The following is a 21,958-nucleotide window of genomic DNA, read 5'->3' as shown; positions in this document are numbered from 1 at the left end:
GGATGCGATGACAGCAACCATCCAGCGTATCACCATCGTCGGCGCCGGCATGATCGGCGCGAGCTGGGCGGCGCTTGCCACCGCCCACGGCCTCAACGTCTCCGCCTATGATCCGGCGCCGGAAGCCGAGGCAAAATTTCGCGCCTATGTCGAACGCGCTCGCGCACAGCTCACCGAGCTCGGCCTGATCGACATCGGGAACATCGCCTTTTCAACCGATCTCGCAGCGACGTTGTCCGGTGCGCAATTCGTGCAGGAGAACGGCCCCGAGAACGAGGCCGTGAAGCGCGAGCTGCTCGCCCGCATCGATGCCGGCAGCCCGGCGGATGCGATCATTGCCAGCAGCACTTCGGCGCTGGTCCGCAGCGCCATCGTCGCCGATTGCGCGAACCCTGCCCGCATCATCGTCGCCCACCCGTTCAACCCGCCGCATCTCGTGCCGCTGGTCGAGATCGTCGGCGAGGACGAGGCTGTCGTTGCGCGCGCCGCCGCCTTCTACCGAAAGCTCGGCCGCCGGCCGGTGATCCTGAACCGCGAAATGCCCGGCCATATCGCCAACCGGCTGGCCTCGGCGCTCTACCGGGAGGCGGTACATCTGGTCGAGCAGGGCGTCGCCAGCGTCGCCGAAATCGACGCGGCTCTGTGCAACGGGCCCGGTCTGCGCTGGGCTCTGATGGGACCGCATATGACCTATCATCTCGGCGGCGGCGAAGGCGGCATCGCTGGCTACCTCGCCCATCTCGGCCCAAGCCAGGTGCGGCGCTGGCAAGCGCTGGGCAATCCCGGCCTGGGCGAGGAGGCCCAGCGCGCGATCATCGCCGGCGTCGCGGAAGAAGCAGCCGGCCGCTCGATCGCTGAACTGGAGACGCGCCGCGACGAGGGCCTGCTCGCCTTGTTGAAGTCGCGCAAGCTCGTCAGCGAGTAGTTGGAGCAATTTCCGATTCAATCGGATCGAAAACGGCTCTAACCGAAGACGCGCGGCCGCAATCCTGCGTGGAACCAGGTGATCATCGAGTAGATGTCGTAGACCGGCAATCCGGTCGCCACCTGCACCGCCGCGGCATAGGGCGGCATATTGGTGCATTCCAGTACGATGGCGCCGACATCCGGGTTCTTCGCGACGAGGTCGAGCGCGGCTTCGACCACATCCTGCTCGGCGAGGTCGATGTCCATATCGTCCTTCTCGGCCTTGATCAGGACGCGGAAGAACTCCTGGCCGTTCTCGGTGCCCGTAACCGGCACGTCGAGCGGCACGCCCGCCCCTTCGAGATGAGCCGGGCTCAGCGTTCCCGCCGAAACCGTGACCAGTCCGACGCGCTTGCCCGGCGGCAGCGTCGCCTGCACCCAGGGCACCTGCATCAGCGACGAGGTCGCAACGGGAACGCCGACAGCAGCCGCGATCTCGCGCTGGAACAGCGAGAGGAAGCCGCAATTGGTCGTGATCGCCTCCGCGCCGAGGCGGACGAGATCCCGCGCCGCGTCGATGAAATCCGGCAGCAGGCCAGCGGCACCCTGCATCACCACCTTGTCGGGGCTAGCACCCGACACCACGCGATACAGCACCGGGAACGGCCAGGTCGCGCCATTGCCCATATCGCCGAGGATGCGGGGAAAGCGCGCCTCCAGCATCAGGATACCGAGCGGCGCGCCATAGATCGCCTTGCCGCCGCGCGCGATGCGGCCGGTTGCCGGCGAAGGGGCTCGTGACGTCATCAGATATTCCACAAAGGCTGGACAGGTTTCGAGCGTTTTCGAGCGAAGTGGCCACCGGTTCGCGTGAAGAAAACGCGTAAAAGCAAAGGGCTAGAGCGGGCAGGAAAGACGCTGCCCGCCCCTGGCGTCAGGTTCTCGCATAGACATCCTCGATACGCACGATGTCGTCTTCGCCGGTATAGGAACCGACCTGGACCTCGATGAGTTCGAGCGCGATCTTGCCGGGGTTGGCGAGGCGGTGGGTGCAGCCGATCGGCAAGTAGATCGACTCGTTCTCGTGGATATAGGAGACCGCGCCGTCGAGGGTGACCTCGGCGGTGCCCGAGACCACGACCCAATGCTCGGCGCGGTGGAAATGCTTCTGCAGGCTGAGCAACCCGCCGGGCTTGACGTTGATGCGCTTGACCTGGAACCTCGCCCCGAGATCGATACGCTGATACCAGCCCCAGGGCCGGTAGATGCGCAGATGCTCGCTCGCCTCGCTCCGGCCCTCGCTCTTCATCTGCTCGACCAGCGCCTTGACATTGGCGGCCTGCGCCTTGGTCGTGACCAGGACCGCATCGCGCGTCGTCACGACGACGGCGTCATCGAGACCGATCACCGTCGTCAGGATGTCCTCGCTGCGCACCAGCGTGCCGCGTGTGTCGAGCGCGACCACCGGCCCTTCGAGCACATTGCCATCCCTGTCCTTCGGCTTGACCTCGTAGATCGAGTCCCAGGCGCCGACATCCGACCAGTCGAAGCTCGCCGCGAGCACGCCGGCATGCTTGGTCTTCTCCATCACGGCGTAATCGATCGAGACCTTCATCGCCCGTGCGAAGCCGGCCGCATCGAGCCGCAGGAAGTCGAGGTCGCGCTTGGCCTCGGCGAGCGCAGCACGCGCACCCTCGATCACCTCCGGCGCATAGAGGTCGAGCTCCTCGATCATCCCGGCGGCCGCAAAAACGAAATTGCCGCTGTTCCAGAGGAAGCCTTGGTCGACATAAAGCTGCGCCGTCTTCGCATCCGGCTTCTCGACGAAACGAGTCAGGCGGCTCGCGCCAGGCACGTCGAGCGCGCCGCCGGGCTCGAGATAGCCGTAACCGGTCGCGGGCTTCGTCGGCACGATGCCGAAGGTCATGATCAGGCCCGAGGCCGCGAGCGTTGCAGCCTTGGTGCAATCGGCGCGGAAGCCGTCGACATCGGCAACGATATGGTCGGCCGCCAGCGCGACGCAGATCGCATCCCCCGCCCGGCTGCTCGCCAGGAGCGCGCCGACGGCGATGGCGGCAGCGGAATCGCGCCGCTCCGGCTCCAGGACGATGTCGCCTTCGACACCGACCGCCTGCATCTGCTCCGCGACAACGAAGCGGAACTCATGGTTGGTGACGACGATGGGCTTGTCGAAGGAAGCGGCCTTCACCCGCAGCAGCGTCGCCTGGAAGGTCGACAGACCGTCATCCAGCAGGCCGATGAACTGTTTGGGCATCGTATCGCGCGACAACGGCCACAGCCGCGTCCCGGAACCACCAGCCATGATCAAGGGTATGATGTTCGCTGAAGCCATGATGCTGGTATCGACCTGAATGAGGATAATCCGCAAGATTTCACTACGGGAGACGGCGGTCATAACAGCCTCTAGCCGTAGCGGAAAGTGCCGGTGGACTGCAGCGGGAAGCGCCGTGACAGCGTGGCGTTCAAACCGGGCAGCGCCAGGCGGCCCGGTTCGCGGCGGGCGCCACCCATCATTTGGCCGTACCGGATAGAATTGGCCCATCTCGCCCTCCAAGATCAACCAGTTTGAGAGGAGCCATCCCACGAACGGCGGTTCCCGCCGAATTTCGTCCCATTTCGATGCATCTCGCAGCGGTACACCGCTTGCGATTTCGCCACCGAAAGCGTTCCCGACCGGACAAGTGTTCCGATCCGGGTCGCCGATTGCAGCACGGACCTTCGGGCTCCCGCGCCATGGTGGAGTCGGGCAGGATGGCAAGCGTCGACAATCTGAACTACGCGGCCGGACGAGCCGGAGAGGCGCGCGTCAGGCCAGAGCGCAGCTCCCCCTTGCGGCACTGGATCGGCCTGATCACTGCGTTGACCGACGCCGTCGTGGTCATGGCCATCGTCGCCCTCACCTCGGTCACATACCACCTGCTGGCTTTCAGCCACTTCGGCAGTCCCCGGATCCTGCTGGAACTCGCGATGATGCTGGCGGCCATCTTCGTCTTCAGCAATCTGCTGCGCGGCCGATATCAGATCGCCAATTATCTCTCGACCAAGGGGCAGGTTTCAGCGGCCTTCGCCGTCTGGAACATCACCATGATCGCCTTCATCGCGATCACCTTCATGGCCAAGACCATCGATCACTATTCGCGCGGCGTGATCGTCGCGATCTATTTCACCGCTCCCCTCCTGATCGCGCTGGCGCGCTCATCCATCACCCGCAGCATCTCGATGGCGAGCAAGACCGGGCGCATCACCTCCGAGCGGATTTTCCTGATCGGGCGCGAGCAGGACGTCATGTCCTTCGTCTCCCGGCACCAGCCCTGGAACATCGGCTTCGCTATCGTCGACGTCGCCTTCCTGGGCGACACCGACAATCCGGATGGGCTCGCAGCCGATCTCGGTACCGCCGTCGCGCGCTGCAGGGCAATGCAGCCGGACGCGATCTACATCGCCATGCCCTGGTCGAAGCAGGAGGCGATCGACGCCTGCATCGACGCCTTCATGAATCTGCCGGCCGCGATTCACCTCGCCCCGGAGCGGATCATGGACCGCTTCGACAACCCCCATATCGTTCGCACCGGGACCTTCGCCAGCTTGCGCCTGACGCGGCCGGCCCTGTCCGCCATCGAGAACGTCGCCAAGCGCATTTTCGACATGGCCGGCGCGCTGACGATCCTGCTCCTGAGCCTGCCTCTGCTGCTGCTGATCGCTCTCGTGATCCGGCTCGATTCAGCAGGCCCTGTCTTGTTCCTGCAGCGTCGTCACGGCTTCAACCAGCGGACCTTCCGCATCTTGAAGTTCCGCACCATGACCACGACCGATGACGGCGACGTCATCCTCCAGGCGCGGCGCAACGATCCGCGCATCACCCGCGTCGGCAGCGTGCTGCGGCGCTATAATCTCGACGAATTGCCGCAATTGCTGAATGTCGTCGCCGGCCAGATGTCGCTGGTCGGCCCGCGTCCGCATGCCCTGGCGCATGACCACGAGTTCCAGCGCAAGATCGCGCTTTATGCGCGCCGCCACAACGTCAAGCCCGGCATCACCGGCTGGGCGCAGGTCAACGGCCTGCGCGGCGAGACCGATACCGACGAGAAGATGGCCAAACGCATCGCCTACGACCACTGGTACATCGACAACTGGTCGTTCTGGCTCGATCTCGGCATCCTGCTGCGGACGGTTTTCAGCAAGAAGGCCTTCGCCAATGCCGGCTGATCAGAACGTCTCGCCGGCTCACAGAACTAGAGGCAGTTAGGGACTCTGGGCCGGATCAGGAGCGCTCCTGCACGAGCGCGCGCTTGCGCGCCACGGCGAGATAAGCCAAGGCCAACACGACCGCGACCGCCGCGCCCGCGACCTTGACCACGGCGTCGTGAATCCGGCCATGGCGCGTGATCTCAAGATATTGGGCGGCTTCGAGCATGACGATCGCGACCGATATCGCGAGCAGGACCCGGCCGAGACGGCGCGGATAGGCGATCGCGAAGGCCGATGTGATGACGAACCAGCCGAAGAAGCGGCTGACGTCCGGGATCTCGTCGAAGAGATGCGGCCTGGATCCAATCGGCATGATCGAAACCCAGACGAGATAAGCAAGCCCGATCCAGGCGCAAACCAGGGCCGCCGATTTGAAGACGCGCATGAACAACCTCGACACAGCATTCTCGGCCGGACACGGCCAACCCATCGAATCGGCACCGCCATCAGCTGAGATTATCCGGCCCGGCTGACTTATCCGCTAACGACCAAGAACCACGCAAGACCGCGATCAGACCGCCTCCGCCAATGCCGGCGCGATGATTGGATCGACGCAGATCATGGGCTGCGCCGGAACCGCCTCATATTCCGCATGGATCGAGCGGCTGACATAGGATTTGTAGCCCAGCCAGGAGCCCAAGGCACTCTGACAGCGCCCGCAGGACACGACGGCTTCATCGGCCAGCACCGCGGGGAGGACGATCGAGGGCGAGCCGCAGGCGCTGCAGGCAAACTGAGCCGTCCCATCCGTTCCCGTCATCAATTCATCTCCATTCGGCACAGAACGCGAAGGCGCGCCAGACCAGCAATATCGAGGCCAAGATGAACGGTTGCCATCAGCGCTGAAGAGGCTCTCCGTCGATCCACGCACGCGCCAACTCGCGAAGCGGCCGGCCTTGTGCGAGACTGAGCGCCTGAAGAGGCCGGCCCGGTGGCCGAGACCAGCGGGCTGCTTGGCGTGAACTACCGTCAGATCGAAATCTTCTCGGCCGTCATGAAGGCCGGCACCGTTTCGCGCGCTGCAGAGCTGATCGGGCTGACGCAGCCGGCCGTCAGCCGCGCCATCGCGGAGCTGGAGCGCGCTATCGGTTTTTCGCTGTTCGACCGCGTCCGCAACCGCATCATCCCGACGCCGGAAGGCAAATTGTTCTACGCCGATATCGAGCGCTCCTTCCTCGGCATGGACACGTTGCGTGCGGCCGCCGCGCGCATCCGCGACCAGGGCTCGGGCCAATTGCGCATCGGCTCGCTCTCGGCATTGGGCTCCTCTCTGGTCCCGCGCGCGGTGAAGCGTTTCCGCGTGGTGCATCCCGATATTCGCGTGACGCTGATGGTGCTGCCATCGCGGGACGTGCGCGACGGCGTGGCTTCAGGCGAGTTCGACATCGGGCTGGCGGCGGACGAGATCGACGTCACCGGCGTGCTGCACCAATCCTTCGTCACGCCGCGCGTCCTCTGCGCCATGCCGCAGGGCCATCCTTTGGCGGCGAAGGAGATCATCGGCCCCCACGATCTCGATGGCGTCGATTTCGTTGCTTATGTCCCTGAGGATCGAGCCCGGCAGCGCCTCGACCTGATCTTCACCGAAGCCGGCGTCGCCCCCAACATCGTGGTCGAAACGATCTATGCCGCGACCGTCTGCGCCCTGGTGGCTGAGGGCGTCGGCGTCGGCCTCGTCAGCCCCTATGCCATCGCCGGAGCAGATCCGACCCGGCTGGTGCTGCGGCCCTTCGAGCCCGTGGTCCAGAGCAAGAGCCTGCTGATCCTGCCGCTCGACCGCCCCAAATCCCAACTCGTACGCGATTTCATCGACTGCCTGATGGCGGCGCGCTGAAGCAATCGCGCTGGAGCGGGGCAGGTATAAATCCTAGGCATCGTCTCATTACCGCAACGCGATTGTCGCCCGAACGCGTCCCTCTATCGTCGCTGACGGCCGATATAGGGGAGCATGCCATGCCGTTCTTTTCCAAACGCATCACGATCGCTCTCATGGCGCTCGGCCTCGTCGCAGTCGCGCCCTGTGCGACACAAGCCCAGCAATCCAGCCTGGCGGGCAAGACGATCACCATCGGCATCCATAACCGCGCACCCTGGGGCTATCGCGACAAGAATGGCGATGTGATCGGCTATCATCCCGATCTGGTGCGCGCGGCCCTGGTCCCGCTCGGCGTCAAGGCAATTGAGTTCACCGTGGCCGATTTCGGCGCACTGATCCCCGGCCTGCTGGCCAACCGCTTCGACATCATCGCATCCGGCGTCGCCATCACCCCGGCGCGCTGCCAGCAGGTGCTCTTCGGCGAGCCCGACCTCTCCGCCGGCGACGGGCTGCTCGTGCTCAAGGGCAACCCGCTCAACCTGCACAGCTATGAGGACATCGTCAAAAATCCGAAGGTGAAGCTCGGCGGCGGGCGCGGCACGGAAAACGCCAAGAACGCGCTCGCGGCCGGCGTGCCCGAGGACCGTCTCCTGCTCTTCCCGAACAACGAGGCGGTGGTCAGCGCCATGCTGGCCGGCCGCGTCGATGCCGCGACCTTGTCGGCGCCCAGCGTGTCGGGACTGATGGAAGCCGGCGGCATGAACGGTATCGAGCGCGCCTTGCCGTTCAAGGGCTATGTCCGGCCCGACGGCAGCGAATACATGATGGCGACCGCCGTGGTGTTCGCTCCCAAGGATAAGGAGCTGCAGGCGATCTACAACGCGCAGCTCGCCAAGCTGAAGGCCGACGGCACGGTCAAGGCATTGATGGACAAGTACAGCTTCACCGACGCCGAGGCGCCGCCGCGCGCCACCTCGGCCGAGCTCTGCGCCAAGAGCTGACGGTCAGCCCAGAGGCCCGCGCATCATAGAGACCCGCGCATCATCATGACATTCGCCGAGGTTCTCGCCGGCATTTTCGAAGGCTTCCGGGTCACCGCCCTGGTCACCCTGCTGGGCATGCTCTACGCCGTGCCCTTCGCCTTCATCGCCGGCGTCGCGCAGTATAGCGCGCGCGGCTGGCCGCGTTCCGCCATCACCGCGCTCATCGAGTTCTGGCGTTCGTCGCCGGTCATCATCCTGCTCTACGCCTTCTACTACACGCTGCCGGGCTTCGGGTTGCGGCTGTCGGGCCTTACCGTCGGCGCAATGGTGCTGGGGCTGAACATCGGCGCCTATGGCAGCCAGGCAGTGCGCGCAGCGCTGCAGGCGCTGGATCGCGGCCAGGTCGAGGCTGGACGCTCGATCGGCCTCAGGCGCTGGCAGATCCTGCTCCTGATCGAACTGCCGCAGGCGCTGCTCGCCATGATGCCGACCTTCATCAACCAGTTCATCCAGCTGGTGAAGGGCACGGCGCTGGTCTCGCTGATTACGCTCAGCGACATGACCTTCCGGGCCAAGGAGATCTCGCAGCTCCATTACGACCCGGTGAAGGTCTATACCGGGCTGCTCGTCGCCTATTTCATCATCTGCTACCCCGCAACCGTCGTCGGACGCTGGCTGGAGCGCAAGGTCGGCGCCGGACGGAAGCTCGTCCACGATGTTTGACTTCGGCTTCGCCCTGTCGATCATTCCCGCCATAGGCAAAGCGCTGGCGACCACGCTCGCAGTGACGCTGCTGAGCTGCATCTTCGCGGCGCTTCTGGGCTTCGGGCTGGAAATCACACGCCGCTCCAGCCAGCCGATGCGCTACGCCATGCGCTTCGTCATCGACTTCATCCGCTCGACGCCGGTGCTGGTGCAGCTCTATTTCCTGTACTACGTGCTGCCCGTCTACGGCATCAAGCTGCCGGCGCTGGTCGTCGGTGTCGCGGCGCTGAGCATCTATTATTGCGGCTACCTCGCCGAGGTCTTCAAGGCCGGCATCGACGGCATCGCGCGGGGCCAGTTCGAGGCGGCCAAGGCGCTTGGGCTTGGCCGCTTCCAGACCGTCCTCCTGGTCATCGCTCCGCAGATGCTGCGCAACATCGCCGCGCCGATGGGCAGCTATTTCATCTCGATCTTCAAATCGACGCCTTATCTCGCGGTCATCGCCGTGCCCGAATCCTTCGGCTCGGCGCTCGATATCGCTTCCGACACCTTCCGCTATGGCGAGCCACTCGCTGTCGTCGGCGCGATCTTCCTCGCCATCGCCGTCAGCTTCTCCTGGCTCATTCACCGCTTCGAGGCGCGTCTCGCCCTCCCCAGCCGGTGACAGCCCCCGATACGCCCCGCCATCTCGATCCGAGGCCTGCATGGATACGGAACTTCTCGCGACGCTGACGCAATGGCGCCGGCAGCTTCACGCCCAGCCGGAGCTTTCCGAGCATGAGCACGGCACGGCCACCTTCGTGCAGGAGAGGCTGACCGAGCTCGGCATTCCCTTCGTGGCGGGCATCGGCGGCGCCGGCATCGTCGCGACGCTGAGCCGGCCGGGCTCGAACCGCTCTATCGGCCTGCGTGCCGACATCGACGCGCTGCCGATAGCGGAAGAAAACGACGCTCCCTATGCCTCCAGGACGCCCGGCGTGATGCATGCCTGCGGGCATGACGGCCACACTGTCTCCCTGCTCGGAGCGGCCGCCACATTGGCGCATGATGAGAGCTGGAAAGGCACGGTGCAGTTCATCTTCCAGCCCGCGGAGGAGAACGGCGTCGGCGCCAAGGCGATGCTCGCCGAGGGTCTGCTCGAGCGCTTCCCGATGGAACGCGTCTTCACCTTCCACAACTGGCCGGGGCTCGAGGCCGGCACGGTCGCCGTCCATGACGGGCCGGTGATGGCGGCCGGCGGACGCTGGAGCGTAACCCTGCACGGCCTGGCGGGCCATGCCGCGATCCCGCACCAGACGCGGGACCCGATCGTCGCCGCCGGACACCTCATCGTCGCGCTCCAGACCATCGTGGCGCGCAATGTCGACCCGATCGACGCCGTCGTGCTCTCGATCGGCCAGGTCAGCGGCGGCGTGGTCAGCAACCAGATTCCGCCCAGCGTCACGCTGCTCGGCACCTTGCGAACCTATCGGCCGGAGGTGCGCGAGGCTGTGATCAAGCGGATGAGAAGCATCATCTCCGGCATCGCCGAGGCTTACGACATGCGCACGGATGTCGAGATCCTCTCGACCGGGCGCGCAGCGATCAACACCAAGGCCGAGGGCGAGCTCTCTGTCGCCGCCGCCGGGATGGCAGGCCTGCCCGTCCGCCGCGACCTGCGCCCGAGCACCACCGGAGACGACTTCTCCTTCCTGCTCCAGCAACGCCCCGGCGCCTATGTCTGGATCGGCAACGGTCCGGCCGGCCCGGGCGGCGAACTGCACAACTCGCGCTACGATTTCAACGACGCGATCCTGCCCGCGGCCGTGGACTGGCTGACGAATGTCGCCAGGCTCGCCCTCACCGAGGCGCCAGGCGCCTGAGCTTCGCCCGCAAGCCATAAGCCCGCGAACCATAAGCCAGGCTCATGATCTCATGATCCCGGCTCGATTGTCTCGACCTGTCAGGACCGTCAACCTGACGCATCGAAAGAGGCCCATCATGCACGACCTGACCCGCTGCGTTCACCATCCCGCCGTCTCCGACGAGGGCTATGCCAGCCTCGCGGTCGCGACCCACCGCGCCTCGACCATCGTCTACAAGGATGCGGCAAGCTTCGCCGCCCGCAAATATCGCGGCTTCGACGGCTATACCTATGGCCTGCACGGCACGCCGACGACGCGCACGCTGGAAGCGCAGCTCTCCGAGCTCCATGGCGGCGTGCGCACGGTTCTGGTTCCCTCCGGCCAGGCCGCCGTCACCATCGTGATGCTCTCGGTGCTGCTGCCGGGCGACAAGGTGCTGATCCCCGACCATGTCTATCCGCCCGTCCGCAGCTTCTGCGAGGAGTACCTCAAGCCGCGCGGCATCGATTACGGCGTCTACGACCCGCTGATCGGCGCCGGCATCGCCGACCTCATCGACGACAGGACCAAGCTCATCTGGGTGGAGTCGCCGGGCTCGGGCACCATGGAGGTGCAGGATGTGCCCGCCATCGCGAAGGCGGCCAAGGCCAAGGGCGCGCTCGTCGGCTGCGACAACACCTGGGCGACCCCGCTCTTGTTCAAGCCGCTGGCGCATGGCGCCGATTTCGCCTGCGAGGCGCTGACCAAATATGTCGGCGGCCATTCCGACCTGTTGCTCGGCTCGGTCACGGTCGCCGATTTGACACTGCGGCAGAAGCTCAAGGAGACCTTGCGCGGGCTCGGCGTCGGCGTCTCGCCCGACGAATGCGCGCTGGCGCTTCGCGGCATCGAGACCATGGGTCTGCGCGTCGCCCATATGGGTCGCGTCTCCGAGGATTTCGCCAAGCGCCTGACGCGCTCTCCCGCTATCGAGACCGTACTGCATCCGGCGCTGCCGTCCTGCCCCGGCCATGAATTCTGGAAGCGCGACATGGGCCGATCTTCGGGGGTCTTCAGCGTGGTGCTCAAGCCGGTCGCCGAGGCGGAGCTCGAAGCCGCGCTGACGGCGCTCAAGATCTTCGCGATCGGCGCCTCCTGGGGCGGTACGCGCAGCCTGATCGCGCCGATGGCGGTGAAGGGCGACCGTACGGTCGAACCCTGGACGCATCCAGGCACGGTCCTGCGCATCAGCATCGGGCTAGAGGACCCCGACGACCTCTGGAGCGACCTCGACGCCCTGCTCCTCGCGCTCGAACGCCCGGCGGCTGCCAAGGTCGCCTGAGCCCAGGTCGCCTGAACCGACGTCGCCTGAGCCAAGACCATCTCCGGGAGAGAAACGAGCGCGGCGGCAACGCACCGCCGCGCAGGGAGAGCTTTGTCCAAAATCAACAAAAGGGGATTTGGAATGAAACGCATACTGCTCCGCCTGACGGCCTCGGCCATGCTCACGGCGAGCCTCGCCATGCCCGCCATCGCAGCCGACACGCTGAAAACCATCCGCGAGCGCGGCAAGATCATCTGCGGCACGAGCCCCGGCGTCGCCGGCTTCTCGCTGCAGGACGCCAATGGCCGCTGGGAAGGCTTCGACACCGATATCTGCCGGGCGCTCGCCGCCGTGATCTTCAACGACCCGGACAAGACGGCCTATGTCCCGCTGACCTCGAAGGACCGGCTGATCGCATTGCAGGCCGGCGAGGTCGATGTATTGCCGCGCACCACGACCTGGACCCTGTCGCGAAATGCCAGCCAGGGCGTCACCTTCACCGGCGTGAACTATTATGACGGCCAGGGCTTCATGGTGACGAAGAAGCTCGGCGTGACCTCGGCGAGCCAGCTCGGCGGTGCCTCGATCTGCGTGGCGCAGGGCACGACGAGCGAGCTCAACCTCGCCGATTATTTCCGCAAGCTCGGCCAGAAATACGAGCCCACCGCCTTCGCGACCTCCGAGGAAGCCTTGCGCGCCTATGAGGCTGGACGCTGCGATGCCTACACCACGGACATTTCGGCGCTCTCGGCCAACATGCTGAAATTTCGCGTGCCGGAAGAGCATGTCGTTCTGCCCGAGGTGATCTCGAAGGAGCCGCTCGGCCCCTGGGTCCGCAGCGGCGACGAAGTCTGGTTCAACCTCGTGCGCTGGACGCTGTTTGCGCTGATCAACGCCGAGGAGCTCGGCGTCACCAAGGCCAATATCGCCGAGATGACCAAGTCCACCAATCCCGAGATCAAGCGCTTCCTCGGGCAGGACGGCAAATTCGGCGAGGCGATGGGCGTAAGCAATGACTGGGTCGTGCGCATCATCTCCGCCGTCGGCAATTACGGCGAGAGCTTCGAGCGCCATCTCGGCCAGAAATCCCGCATGCGCCTGGCGCGCGGCCCCAACGCCCTATGGACGCAGGGTGGATTGCAATACAGCCCGCCCTTCCGGTGAAGGCACCAGAGCAGGATGCGAAAAAGTGGGCACCGGTTTTTCGCATTGATCCTGCTCTCACTTTTAGATGAGAGACGGATTCAGATTTCAGATGGGATCACTCCGTGATTCCATCTGAAATCATCCGGCTCTCGCGCGCTGGCTTCAGAAGCCCCGCGCGCAGCCATCCTTGCGCGGATCGGAAGCGCCGAGCAGCGTGCCCTGCTCTCAATCGATCGCGGCAACCTGCGTGCCGCAGATCAACCCGCCGGAACCGAGATCGCCATGCCGTCGCGCTGCGGATCGGCGCCACCCGAGCAACGCCCGTCATCGATCCTGATGCCGTGCAGGGCCGCGAAGGGATAGCTCTGCGCCGAGCGCTTGATGTCGTAGCCCATCGCACTCAATTCAGCGCTGACGCTGCGGCGGATGCGGTTCGAGATGTCGATCGAATTCGAGACCCCGACGATGCGCGGCGCGGCAACCGCCTCTAGCATCGACATGCCGAAATCGACGACGTTCATGATGCCTTGCGCCATGGCGGGCGCGATATAGCTGCCGCCGGGCGCGCCCATCACGATGAAGGGCTTGTCATCCTTGAAGACGATGGTCGGCGCGGCCGAAGAGGAGCGGCGCTTGCCCGGTGCGATCGACCCCGCGCGGCCGGGGCGCGGATCGAAACGGCTCATCGTGCCGTTATACATGAAGCCCAGCCCTGGCGTGATCGCGCCCGACGGGCTGCCCAATGTATGCGTCAACGCGACCGCGTTACCCTGGCTGTCGACCACAGAGATATGCGTGGTCTCGCGCGAGGAGGAGCGCTCAAGCCGCTTCACATCGGCGCGCTCGCCGCGGCGGATGCTGTCGGCCTGGCCGGCGGCATGCTCCTTCGAGATCAATCGCTCGACCGGCACGTCGACATAGGCCGGATCGCCCATATGCTGGTCCTTGTCGATGGTCATGCGCTTCATTGCCTCGGCCAGCAGCCGGACATGCTCCGTGCCGCCATGGCTCAGCGCGCCGATCTCGAAATTCTCCAGCATATTGAGGATCTGCAGCATCAGCATGCCGCTCGCCGGCGGCGGACTGGTCGAGATACGATGACCGCGATAGGAGCCCCAGATCGGCTCGGCGACCGAAAGCTCATAGGCCGCTAGATCCTCGCGCGATATCAGGCCGCCACTCCGGGCGAAGTCGACGGCGATCTCCTCGGCGAGCTCGCCCTTGTAGAAGAGCTCCGCCCCGCCCTTGGCGAGACGTTCGAGCGTGTTGGCCATGTCGGGATTGGCAAGCAGATCGCCGACGCGTTTCAGGCCGCCATCGGGCCGGAAATACAGGCTCTTGCCGGTTTCGCTGTAGCGCAGCTTGTCGGCGGTGTTGACCTGGCCCGAGCCCTTCTGATCCTGCGACCAGAACCAGTGCATATGCGGGCGCACCAGCACGCCGCTCCGCGCTTGCGCGATTGCAGGCGCAATCACATCGGCCCAGTCCATCGTGCCGAAGCGCGAGAGCGCGTAGTCATAGCCCTTGACGCTGCCGGGCGTGCAGACAGCGAGATGGCCGAACTCGCTGATGCCACCCTCGAGCAGGAAGGCGAAGCCGTCGCGCGACTGGCCGAGCAACTTGTCGACCCACATATTGGGCGTCGCCGAGAGCGAGGCTTTTGCGTAGAACTCGACAATCTGGTGAACGCCGCGGCCAGGCATGTAGAGCTGCATCGAGCCGAAGCCGCCGATGCCCGACATCAGTGGATCGACCACGCCCTGCATGAAGGCGCAGGCGATGGCGGCATCGACCGCATTGCCGCCGCGCTCCAGCACCGCCGCCCCCGCCTCGGCGGCCTCGGGCTGCGGGCAAACGATCATTCCGTTCTTCATCAGGGCGTCTCGTCGGTTGGGGATTTCCAAGATGCGGTTCGGTCGGTGCGCTCGCCATGCGCCGGGGTCAGGCCCCGAGGGAGAGGCGCAGAATCCCGCCATCGGTCTCCAGGCGGCAGCCCAGTTCGGCGGATGCGGCGGTCAGCCGGTCGCGCGCCTGCGGCAGTTCGTCGATGGCCCGAACGACCGTCTGATTGGCAGCGTTGCGCTCGACGAAGGCGATCTCGATCGAGCCTATCGCGCCGTCTGCGATCGAGGCGCGCAGGAACATGCCGACCCAGCCCGCATGCAGCACGCGATCATGCGCGAACTGGAAAGAGAAATTTCCGCAGCCATAGACGATCGGCCGACCGGCATGGAGTTCGATCGGCAGGATCATGTGCGGCCCATGGCCGAAGACGAGATCGGCACCGGCATCGATCGCCGCATGGGCGAATTCGCGTTGATAATTCAGGATTTCGGCGCGGTAGCCCCAATGGAACGAGGCGATGACGATGTCGGCCCGTTCGCGCAGGTTCGCGATCGCCCTGGCGCATTCCGCCAGGGAGCCCGGATCGGCCCAAGTCACGACCTCGGGCGGGACGCCGGGCCGGGTCCGCGCCGCCTGCTGTTCGAGCTTGGGCCGATAGGCGGTATGGGCCTTGATAACCGCGACGCCGACCTGGCCCGGCCCAGCCTCATGCGTATCGGGCCAATAGATCGCCGTGCGTTGCAGAATGCCGTATCTCAGCCCGTCGCGTTCGATGATGAGAGGCTCGCGGGCGGCGGCGGCGTCAAGGCCCGCCCCCACTGTGGCGATGCCCGCCCGGCCAAGCGCCGCGAGCGAGGAGGTGATCGCCTCCTGGCCGATATTGACGTTGTTGGCCATGCCGACAGCATGCAGCCCCACCGCCTTCAGCACAGCGGCAAAGCGGGTCGGAACGTAGAAGCCGCGTTGCTCGGCGGCGGTCGCGGCATCGTCGAACAGGCAGCATTCGAGGTTGGCAAACACCATGCTCGCACCCGCCAGCTTGGGTGCGACGTGCTCGAAGACCAGACTAGGATCGTCGACACCCTTCAGGTTGATGTCGCCGAGCAGGTACATGGCGCGGGTCATCGCAACTCAGCTCAGCGGCGTATATGCGGTTTCGCTTTCCGCGAGGCGCCAGAACAGCCTCACCCCGCCATCCCCGCTGCTTTCCAGCCCCGGCACGGCCGAGAGCAGCTTGCGGGTATAGGCATGCTGCGGATCGTCGAAGATCTGGTCGCGCGAGCCCTCCTCGACGATGCGGCCCTCCTGCATGACCACGACACGGTCGGCGACCTGCTCGACCACGCCGAGATCATGACTGATGAACAGGCAGGAGAAGCCGTGCTTGCGCTGCAGTTCCGCGAAGAGCTCGAGCACCTGGGCGCGCACGGTGACGTCGAGCGCCGAGACCGGCTCGTCAGCGATGACGAAGCTTGGCCGGCGCACCACCGCGCGCGCGATCGCGACACGCTGGCGCTGACCACCGGAGAGTTCGTGCGGAAAGCGGTCGGCGAAACCGTTGCCGAGGCCGACCTCGGCCAGCACCTCGGCGACGCGAGCCTTCTTCTCGGCAGCTCCCATGCCCGGCACCAATCGCAGCGGCTCGGTGACGAGTTCGCCGATGGACATGCGCGGATCGAGCGAGGAATAGGGATCCTGGAACACCATCTGGCAGTTCAGCCGGTAATCCCAGTAAGCGACCTCGCTCTTGAAGATCGGCTTGCCGTTGAACAGGATCTCGCCGCCGCTCGATTTGACCAGGCCGGCGATGGACTGGCCGAGCGTGGTCTTGCCCGAGCCGGAACCGCCGACCACGGCGACGACCTCACCCGGCTGCACCGCGAGGCTGATACCGTGCAGCGCGCGCTTGGGCGCCGATTTGCGGAAGAAGCGCTGCCGGCCGGGATAGTCGACGACAAGATCCCGGACCGCGACGATCGGCGTCTTCGCCTCTGGGAGCTCGCGGGCCAAGCCGCGTAGCGGCATCGCGGCGAGCAGCTTGCGGGTATAGGGATGCTGCGGTCGCGCCAGGATATCGTCGGCCGCGCCCTGCTCGACGACATCGCCCTGGCTCATCACGACGATGCGGCTGCAATAGCGCGCAACCATGCCGAGATCATGCGAGATCAGCAGGACAGCCGTGCCATTCTCCTTGGTCAGGTCGACCATCAGCTCCATGACATCGCGCTGGACGACCGCGTCGAGCGCGGTCGTCGGCTCGTCGGCAAGCAGCAGGGCGGGCTTCAGCAGCATCACCGAGGCCAGCATGATGCGCTGGCGCATGCCACCGGAGAACTGGTGGGGGAAGGCGTGGAGCGCACCTTCGGGGTCGGAGAGGCCGACGCGCCGAAGCATGTCAAGGATCAGCGCCCGCCGGCCGGCCGCGTCGAGATCGCGGTGCAGCGCAAGGCCTTCCTCAAGCTGCCGGCCGATCATCATCGACGGGTTGAGCGAGGTCATCGGCTCCTGGAAGACCATGCCGACCTTGGAGCCGCGCACCGCACGCAGGCGTTTGGGCGCCATCGTGGTGATCTCGTCGCCGTCGAACAGGATCGAACCCGAAACGAGTTTCACCGCCGGCGGGACGAAGCCCATGATGGCGCGGGCCGCCAAGGTCTTGCCTGAACCGGATTCCCCGACGATGCCGACGATCTCGCCCGGCGAGACCGAGAAGCCGACATCGTTGACGACGGTCTTGCCGGACGCGCCGATCCTGAGCGTGAGATTGGATACCGTGAGCAGAGGCTTGCTCCCGGGCACGGGGTTTCCAGTGCTCATCGCAAGCCCCTCATCCGCGGATCGAGTCGGTCGCGCACCGCGTCGCCGAGCAGGTTGATGCCAAGCAGCGTCAGCGAGATGCACAGGCCGGGAAAGATGCCGAGCCACATCGCCTGGCCGATATAGGGGCGCGCTCCGGCAAGCATGTTGCCCCAGGTCGGAGCCGGCGGCGGCACGCCCAGGCCCAGGAAGGAGAGCGAGCTCTCGGCCAGCAGCACATAGCCGAACATCGAGGTCGCCAGCACGGTCAAGGGCGCGATGCAGTTCGGCAGGATGTGGCGGGCCATGGTGAAGGCCTCGGAATTGCCCATCACGCGCGAGGCCGCGATGAACTCCTTCTCGCGCAACGACAAAACCGTGCCGCGCACGATGCGCGCGACCGACGGCGTATAGGCGATGCCGAGCGCGACGATGATGCCGTATTTATTGGCGCCGACGACAGCCAGCAGGCCGAGCGCCAGCAGGATGCCGGGGAAGGCCAGCAACGCATCGTTGAAGGCCATGATGACCCGGTCGACCCAGCCGCGGACATAGCCCGAGAACAGACCGATCAGCGTGCCAAAGATCACGGCGAGCGCCACCGTCAGCAGGCTGATCCAGACGCTCGTGGCAGCGCCCGCCATCAGGCGCGAGAGCACATCGCGGCCGAATTCATCGGTGCCGAGCCAATGGGCGGCACTAGGCGCGGCAAGCTTCTCGCGGAAGGAGAGCTTGAGCGGATCATAGGGCGTCCAGAGCGCGCCGGTGCCGGCGGCGATGAGGAGGCCGCCAATGAGGCCGCCCCCGATCAGCGCGTTGAATGCGGGGAGCTTCATTGCGCCGTCACCCTCGGGTCGAAGATCGGATAGCAGAGATCGATCACGAGATTCACCAGCACATAACAGAAGGCGACGAAGAGCATGCAGCCCTGGATGACGGGGTAGTCTCGGGCGAAGATCGAATCGACCAGGAGCCGGCCCAGTCCGGGGATGGTGAAGACGGTTTCAACGACCGCGATGCCGCCGAGCAGATTGCCGAGCACGAGGCCGATCAGCGTCCAGGTCGGCCCGAAGGCGTTCTTGAAGGCATGGCGCCAGAGCACCGCGCCTTCCGAGAGCCCCTTGGCGCGGGCATGGGTGATGTAGTCGAGCCGCAGCACCTCGAGCGTCGAGGCCCGCGCCATGCGCAGGATCACGCCGATCTCATGCAGGAACAGCGTCAGGATCGGCATGATCAGATAGATGATGCCGCGCCATGGATCGTCGCCGATCGAGACATAGCCCACCACCGGCAGCCATTCGAGCTTGAGGCCAAAGAACAGCAGCAGCAGCAGGCCGAGCCAGAAGGTTGGGATCGAGAGCAGCAGCGTGGCAGCGCCGACGAGGCCGAGGTCGAGGGTCGAATCCTGCCGCCATGCGGCGACGACGCCGGCCGGCACCGCGACGAGGCTGGCGAAGAACACCGCGACCAGCACGATCTGGGCGCTGACCCAGAAGCGCGACAGGATCAGCGGCAGGATCGGCTCCTGACTGTTGATCGAGATGCCGAGATCGCCCTTCAGCAGATGGCCGAACCAGATGCCGAACTGCGTGGGCAGGCTCTGGTCGAGCCCGAGCCGGGCCCGCAGATCGGCGATCGAAGCGGGCGTCGCGAGATCGCCCAGCATCAACGAGGCTGGATCTCCCGGTATCAGGCGGATCAGGACGAAGACCGACACCGCCACTATCAGCAGGGTCGGGATCGCCATCACGATCCGGGTCAGTGCAAAACGCAGCATCGGGCTCTCCCCGGTTCAGGACTGTCGGGGATGGCTCAGTTGGCGAGCGTGACTTCCCACATGCGCTGCTTGGACTGCCAGGCCTGGAAGCCCTTGACGCGCTTGGACAGGGCATAGGGCTCGACACCGTTGAAGGTGAAGATCATCGGCACCTCGGCGATGTAGCGCTTGTGCAATTCGTCGAAGAGCTTCTGACGCTCGGCCTTATCGGCGACCACCATTGCCTTCTCGATCAGGGCCAGCGCCTGCGGCTCCTCCCAGATCTTGCGGGGCTGCTTGTCCTTATTGCCGGAGAACTGCTCGAATCCGAGCGCCGGATCGAAGCGCGACGAAAACGAGAAGGCCTGCATCTGGTAATTGCCCTTGTTGTAGCGGTCGAGCTGGGTCGCCCATTCCAGCACCTCGATCTCCACCTTGATGCCAATGGCCTGCAGCATGGACTGCGCGACGACCGCCTGCGGGAAGCTCACCGCGGTCGGGCGCTTATTGGCGAGGATGGTGATGGTCTCGCCCTTGTAGCCGGACTCCTGAAGCAGCTTCTTTGCCCGCGCCGGGTCGTATTTGAAGCCCTGCTTCTCGACATCGCCGAAATAGGACGAGCCGGGATAGAGCGGCGAATTGTTCGGCTTGGCGAGATCGGCTGAAGCCGCCGAAACCAGTTCGTCATAGTCGATCGCGGCGGCGATGGCCTGGCGCAGCTTGACGTTCTTGAGCAGCGGGTCACGCGTCTGGATCAGCAGGCCATGGCGCACGGCATTGGTCCCGACCTGGACGGTCAGGCTCGGCGCCTTGCGCAATTCATCGACATCGCTGTTGAGGATGCCGCCCATGTCGATGGCGCCCGAAAGCAGGCCGGCCTTGACCGTCGCGGGGTCGCGCACGATCAGGAATTTCACATCCTTCACCAGCGGGCGCTTGGAGCCGAGATAGCCGTCGATCTTGCCGTCGGTCTTCGGCGAGGCGTAATCCGCGAAGGCGCTCATCGTGAAATATTCGTTGCGCTTCCACTCGCCCATCTTGAACGGGCCGGTGCCGACCGGCTTGTCGAAGGAGCCGTCGGCCTTGACCGAATCCTTGTGGATCACGCCAGCCATGGCGCAGTCGGTGCGGGCCAGCGCGTCGAGGAACAGCGCGTTGGGCGCATTCAGCTTCATCGTCACGGTGTTGGCGTCGGGGGCCTCCACCGCCTCGACCTTGAGCCCGTTGCGGCCGTCGAATTCGGTCAGGCAGCGCCAGTCCGTCTTCGGATCCATGTAGCGGTTCCAGCTCCACACGACATCCGCCGAGGTCAGGGTGGCGCCGTTATGGAACTTCACGCCCTTGCGCAGGGTGAAGGTGTAGGTCTTGCCGTCCGCGGAGACGTCGATCTTTTCTGCGAGCAGCGGGCCGGGCGTACCGCCCTCGTCATAGCCGACGAGGCCCTCGACCATCTGCAGCACGAAATCGTCGGTGTTGTCGTCCCGGTTGACGCCGGGATTGATGCTGCGGACGTCGGCGGCGACCGAGACGGTGAGCGATTGTGCGGCAGCTGGGCCAGCCATTGCGGCGAGCATGAAAGCGGAGGCGAGCACACGGTTCATAACGGTCCCCTTATTGTTTTAGGTGGCGCTCAGGCGGCCTTGGCTGCACCGGCACGTCGGCGGGCGAGCACATCGGCGAAGAAATCCTGCACGCGCGGTACGGCCCTCAGGCCGTCATGGGCCATGTTGGGCACGAGATCGAAGCGCACCGACACGCCGGCGACCTCGAAGGACTTCTGCAGGCTCGCCAGCCGCTCGGGGCGCGTCGCGCCGGCATGATTGGCGTCCGGCATCCAGTTGCGGCCGCCCTGCTTGTGGGTGATCTCCCAGGTCTCGAGATCGGCCGCACCGACGATCATCTGCACCGGAACCTGGCGCATCGCCTCGATATCGGGAGCCACGCCGAAGAGCTGCGCCATGTTGCGGGTACCGACCCACCAGTCGCGCGTCGGATCGAGCAACGTCACCGAGCCCGGCGCGCCAATCGAGCAGGCCCAGAGCTTCTGCGGCTGCAGCATCAGGAAGCGGTGGGCGAAATGGCCACCGCCGGAATAGCCGAACAGGGCGAAGCGATCGATGCTCACGCCATAGCGCTGCGCGACCTCGTCGACCATGGCGAGCAGGACGTGATCATAACGGATCTCGCCCTCGCGCATATATTTGAAGCCGTCGCGATTATCGTCGCCGAGCACGCCGATCGGAAACAGCGGCGCCAGCACGACGCAGTTGTTCCAACGCGCGAATTCCTCGAAGGCGTCGCGATAGCCGGTGAAGCCACGCCCGGTGCCGTGCATGGCAACGACGAGTTCCGGCGGCTCGCCGCCCTGCCCCAGCGTCTTGGGCACATAGAGGCAATAGCTGAAGCGTGGATCGGCCTTGCAGGCGATCACCGGAGTCGGGCCGAGATCGTAGAGCGCGCGAGCGATCGCGGCGGCGTCTTCCAGCTGGGAGGAGGCGGTTGCGGGGGCGGTCATGGCGCGCCTTTCAATTGGCGTAATAATTGGCGCCAATTATGTTGCATGTTATTGTAGGGCTCGCAACGCCCCGA

At 65.4% G+C, this 21,958-nt stretch carries 20 protein-coding genes; 9 read left to right on the top strand and 11 right to left on the bottom strand.

Annotated elements, in window-relative coordinates; all coding sequences use genetic code 11:
- Positions 1-7: 7 nt before the first annotated feature.
- Positions 8-925, top strand: coding sequence for a 3-hydroxyacyl-CoA dehydrogenase NAD-binding domain-containing protein (locus ACSQ3P_RS20110; RefSeq protein WP_436167266.1), 918 nt, complete (start codon positions 8-10; stop codon positions 923-925).
- A 38-nt stretch (positions 926-963) separates the two neighbouring features.
- On the opposite strand, the gene ACSQ3P_RS20105 is transcribed toward ACSQ3P_RS20110, so the two are convergent.
- The gene (locus ACSQ3P_RS20105; protein ID WP_436167265.1) at positions 964-1,713 is read right to left on the bottom strand and encodes an aspartate/glutamate racemase family protein; all 750 of its coding nucleotides are present in this window, start codon (positions 1,711-1,713) and stop codon (positions 964-966) included.
- Between the two features lie 127 nt (positions 1,714-1,840).
- Complete coding sequence (locus ACSQ3P_RS20100; protein WP_436167264.1) at positions 1,841-3,259, bottom strand: mannose-1-phosphate guanylyltransferase/mannose-6-phosphate isomerase; 1,419 nt, start codon at positions 3,257-3,259, stop codon at positions 1,841-1,843.
- A gap of 419 nt (positions 3,260-3,678) precedes the next feature.
- Between ACSQ3P_RS20100 and ACSQ3P_RS20095 the strand changes: the two genes are divergently transcribed.
- Positions 3,679-5,133 (top strand): undecaprenyl-phosphate glucose phosphotransferase, encoded by a 1,455-nt coding sequence (locus tag ACSQ3P_RS20095; RefSeq protein ID WP_436167263.1) that lies wholly within the window; start codon positions 3,679-3,681, stop codon positions 5,131-5,133.
- 55 nt (positions 5,134-5,188) lie between these two features.
- Here the strand turns inward: ACSQ3P_RS20095 and ACSQ3P_RS20090 are convergent, their stop codons facing one another.
- Both ACSQ3P_RS20090 and ACSQ3P_RS20085 read right to left on the bottom strand, forming a co-directional pair.
- Positions 5,189-5,560 (bottom strand): VanZ family protein, encoded by a 372-nt coding sequence (locus ACSQ3P_RS20090; RefSeq protein WP_436167262.1) that lies wholly within the window; start codon positions 5,558-5,560, stop codon positions 5,189-5,191.
- A 126-nt stretch (positions 5,561-5,686) separates the two neighbouring features.
- Positions 5,687-5,935, bottom strand: a complete 249-nt coding sequence (locus ACSQ3P_RS20085) for a hypothetical protein (RefSeq protein WP_436167261.1) — start codon at positions 5,933-5,935, stop codon at positions 5,687-5,689.
- Positions 5,936-6,106: 171 nt separating this feature from the next.
- Here ACSQ3P_RS20085 and ACSQ3P_RS20080 point away from each other — a divergent pair, with 171 nt between their 5' ends.
- The 7 genes from ACSQ3P_RS20080 to ACSQ3P_RS20050 all read left to right on the top strand — a co-directional run bounded on the left by ACSQ3P_RS20080 (position 6,107) and on the right by ACSQ3P_RS20050 (position 12,990).
- A complete protein-coding gene (locus ACSQ3P_RS20080) occupies positions 6,107-7,009 on the top strand; it encodes a LysR substrate-binding domain-containing protein (RefSeq protein ID WP_436167260.1) in 903 nt (300 codons plus the stop codon).
- 119 nt (positions 7,010-7,128) lie between these two features.
- Positions 7,129-7,992 carry an ectoine/hydroxyectoine ABC transporter substrate-binding protein EhuB gene (gene ehuB, locus ACSQ3P_RS20075; RefSeq protein WP_436167259.1) on the top strand — a complete coding sequence of 288 codons (864 nt, stop codon included), beginning with the start codon at positions 7,129-7,131 and terminating at the stop codon, positions 7,990-7,992.
- A 45-nt stretch (positions 7,993-8,037) separates the two neighbouring features.
- Positions 8,038-8,697, top strand: coding sequence for an amino acid ABC transporter permease (locus ACSQ3P_RS20070; protein WP_436167258.1), 660 nt, complete (start codon positions 8,038-8,040; stop codon positions 8,695-8,697).
- Positions 8,690-9,343 carry an ectoine/hydroxyectoine ABC transporter permease subunit EhuD gene (gene ehuD, locus ACSQ3P_RS20065; RefSeq protein ID WP_436167257.1) on the top strand — a complete coding sequence of 218 codons (654 nt, stop codon included), beginning with the start codon at positions 8,690-8,692 and terminating at the stop codon, positions 9,341-9,343. Before ACSQ3P_RS20070 ends, ehuD begins: the two co-directional genes overlap by 8 nt.
- Positions 9,344-9,383: 40 nt before the next feature.
- Complete coding sequence (locus tag ACSQ3P_RS20060) at positions 9,384-10,541, top strand: amidohydrolase (RefSeq protein WP_436167256.1); 1,158 nt, start codon at positions 9,384-9,386, stop codon at positions 10,539-10,541.
- A gap of 118 nt (positions 10,542-10,659) precedes the next feature.
- Positions 10,660-11,844, top strand: coding sequence for a cystathionine beta-lyase (metC, locus tag ACSQ3P_RS20055; protein ID WP_436167255.1), 1,185 nt, complete (start codon positions 10,660-10,662; stop codon positions 11,842-11,844).
- Positions 11,845-11,967: 123 nt separating this feature from the next.
- Entirely contained in the window at positions 11,968-12,990 is a 1,023-nt protein-coding gene (locus tag ACSQ3P_RS20050; protein ID WP_436167254.1) for an amino acid ABC transporter substrate-binding protein, read from the top strand.
- A 239-nt stretch (positions 12,991-13,229) separates the two neighbouring features.
- Here the strand turns inward: ACSQ3P_RS20050 and ggt are convergent, their stop codons facing one another.
- From ggt to ACSQ3P_RS20015, 7 genes are all read right to left on the bottom strand, one after another.
- Positions 13,230-14,846, bottom strand: a complete 1,617-nt coding sequence (gene ggt, locus ACSQ3P_RS20045; RefSeq protein ID WP_436167253.1) for a gamma-glutamyltransferase — start codon at positions 14,844-14,846, stop codon at positions 13,230-13,232.
- A 67-nt stretch (positions 14,847-14,913) separates the two neighbouring features.
- Positions 14,914-15,942 (bottom strand): CapA family protein, encoded by a 1,029-nt coding sequence (locus ACSQ3P_RS20040; RefSeq protein WP_436167252.1) that lies wholly within the window; start codon positions 15,940-15,942, stop codon positions 14,914-14,916.
- A 6-nt stretch (positions 15,943-15,948) separates the two neighbouring features.
- A complete protein-coding gene (locus tag ACSQ3P_RS20035; protein ID WP_436167251.1) occupies positions 15,949-17,634 on the bottom strand; it encodes an ABC transporter ATP-binding protein in 1,686 nt (561 codons plus the stop codon).
- Complete coding sequence (locus ACSQ3P_RS20030) at positions 17,631-18,449, bottom strand: ABC transporter permease (RefSeq protein ID WP_436167250.1); 819 nt, start codon at positions 18,447-18,449, stop codon at positions 17,631-17,633. The genes ACSQ3P_RS20035 and ACSQ3P_RS20030 overlap by 4 nt, the downstream gene beginning before the upstream one ends.
- Positions 18,446-19,390, bottom strand: coding sequence for an ABC transporter permease (locus ACSQ3P_RS20025; RefSeq protein ID WP_436167249.1), 945 nt, complete (start codon positions 19,388-19,390; stop codon positions 18,446-18,448). The genes ACSQ3P_RS20030 and ACSQ3P_RS20025 overlap by 4 nt, the downstream gene beginning before the upstream one ends.
- 35 nt (positions 19,391-19,425) lie before the next feature.
- Positions 19,426-20,970 (bottom strand): ABC transporter substrate-binding protein, encoded by a 1,545-nt coding sequence (locus tag ACSQ3P_RS20020; protein ID WP_436167248.1) that lies wholly within the window; start codon positions 20,968-20,970, stop codon positions 19,426-19,428.
- 29 nt (positions 20,971-20,999) lie between these two features.
- Positions 21,000-21,884 (bottom strand): alpha/beta hydrolase, encoded by an 885-nt coding sequence (locus ACSQ3P_RS20015; protein WP_436167247.1) that lies wholly within the window; start codon positions 21,882-21,884, stop codon positions 21,000-21,002.
- Positions 21,885-21,958: the final 74 nt, after the last annotated feature.

This window comes from Allobosea sp. LjRoot9, from assembly GCF_964252745.1.
GTDB lineage: Bacteria > Pseudomonadota > Alphaproteobacteria > Rhizobiales > Beijerinckiaceae > Allobosea.
The sequence above is the reverse complement of the archived record's forward strand: the minus strand, read 5'-3'. Positions and strand labels throughout refer to the sequence as shown.